Raw genomic sequence first — 1,904 nt, forward strand, 5'->3', positions numbered from 1 at the left:
TGATTACTAAGATACCTTTAATAGGTGGACTGATGACTGCATTAACAGGACCAATAGGGATTGCAGTTGCAGCTATTGCAGCAATAGGTGTAGCATTTGTGGTTGCCTATAAAAAATCGGAGACGTTTAGAAATATCGTTAATGCCGTGATCAATCCGGTTAAAAATGCGTTTATCGGATTATGGAATATCATTAAACAATTCGGCGCTGGTATAAAAGCAGTATTTAGTGGGAACACTGGTGAAGGGTTAAATATTTTCAAAAAAATATTGCCTGATGAAGCAGCTCGACAATTTACTTCAACTTTGCTAATGATACGTGGTGCTTATAATGATTTTGTTAACTTCATTAAAAGTATCTCAATAGCAGTTGGCGCTTACTTCAAAGCTTTCTGGAAAGAAAACGGAGATAGCATTATTGCTGCTTTCCAAATTGTGAAAGCAACTGTATCAATAGTTTTAAGCACGTTGTATAACGCTATAATTAAACCTATTTTAGGTGCTATTAAAACAAGCTTTAGTATTGTGTTTAATGGTATTAAACAGATAGTAATTAATGTATTTACATCAATTCGAATGGTTGTACAAGGTGGACTTAATGTTATTCGTGGTATTATCAACATCTTTAAAGGTTTGTTTACAGGCGACTTCTCATTAATGTGGCAAGGTATTAAACAGGTCTTTGCAGGTGCATTACAAGTTATAGCCGGTATTCTTAGATTTGCCTTAGGTAATTTAGTGATTATTGCTAAGACCTTAGGTGCTTTGTTAATTAATGCATTCCGTGCTATTTGGACTGTAATTAAAAATGTAATCACATTAAGTGTTAGAGTTTCAGTTACTGTGGTTAAAGCATTATTTACTGGAATGAAAAATGCAGTGATTGCAATATTCACAGGCTTAAAAAATTTATCGATTGCAATCTGGAATGGCTTTAAAAATGGAGTAATAGCGATAGTACGCGGTTTTGTGCTGATTGCTAAAAATAACTTTGCAATTTTAAGAGCCTTTTTAGCAGCATTATGGAATGTGATAAAAGCAACAGCTATTAGAATTTGGACTGCGTTGAAAAATGGAGTCGTTGCAATTATTCGTGCTTGGATTGCTACAAGTAAAGCAACTTTTAATGGTTTGAAAAATTTCCTAGTAAATTTGTGGAATTTTATTAAAAATACAACATTAAGAATTTGGCGAGCTATAAAAACTGGCGTTATAAATGCGATTAAATTAATGAGTACTAGTGTTCGCAAAACTATAACTACTTTAAAATCTTGGATGATTGCAAGTTGGAACTTTATTAAAAATAGAGTGGTTGCACTTGCTAAAGGTCTGTACACGGGAGTGAAGAAAGCATTCACTAGTCTGTGGTCCTCAACTAAAAGTATCTTTAGTAAGTTGAAAAACTGGTTAGTAAATACTTGGCGCTCATTAAAAAACAGTGTTGTGAAACTTGCTAAATCTTTATACTCAAGTGTTAAAAATACGTTTAATAATCTGTGGTCTAGTACTAAGAATATCTTTAGCAAATTAAAAAATTGGCTCGTTAATACGTGGCGTTCTATTAAAAATAAAGTTACTGATTTAGCAAAATCTTTATGGAACGGCGTCAAAAATACGTGGTCTAAGATGAAATCAGGCACACACAACACAATGTCAAAAATATCTAGCAGTACCAAAGCTAGTTGGCGTGGCATGAAGAACTCTGTTGTTGATATGTCTAAGGCCTTATGGTCCAAAGTTAGATCAACCTTCACGAATATGCGTGATGGTCTAAAATCTATCATTGGCAAAATTAAAGGTCATATCGGTGGTATGGTCAATTCGGTTAAAAGTGGTTTGAATAAATTAATCGAAGGTGTCAATTGGGTAGCAGGTAAATTAGGCATGGATAAACTGCCTAAAATA

At 33.7% G+C, this 1,904-nt stretch carries 1 pseudogene; it reads left to right on the top strand.

Features of this window, described 5'->3' with window-relative positions:
* Positions 1-1,007 precede the first annotated feature (1,007 nt).
* Positions 1,008-1,904, top strand: a pseudogene (locus KA909_RS13905) (phage tail protein); the annotation flags it as partial.

This window comes from Staphylococcus sp. GDX8P54P, assembly GCF_017893165.1.
Taxonomy (GTDB): Bacteria; Bacillota; Bacilli; order Staphylococcales; family Staphylococcaceae; genus Staphylococcus; species Staphylococcus borealis.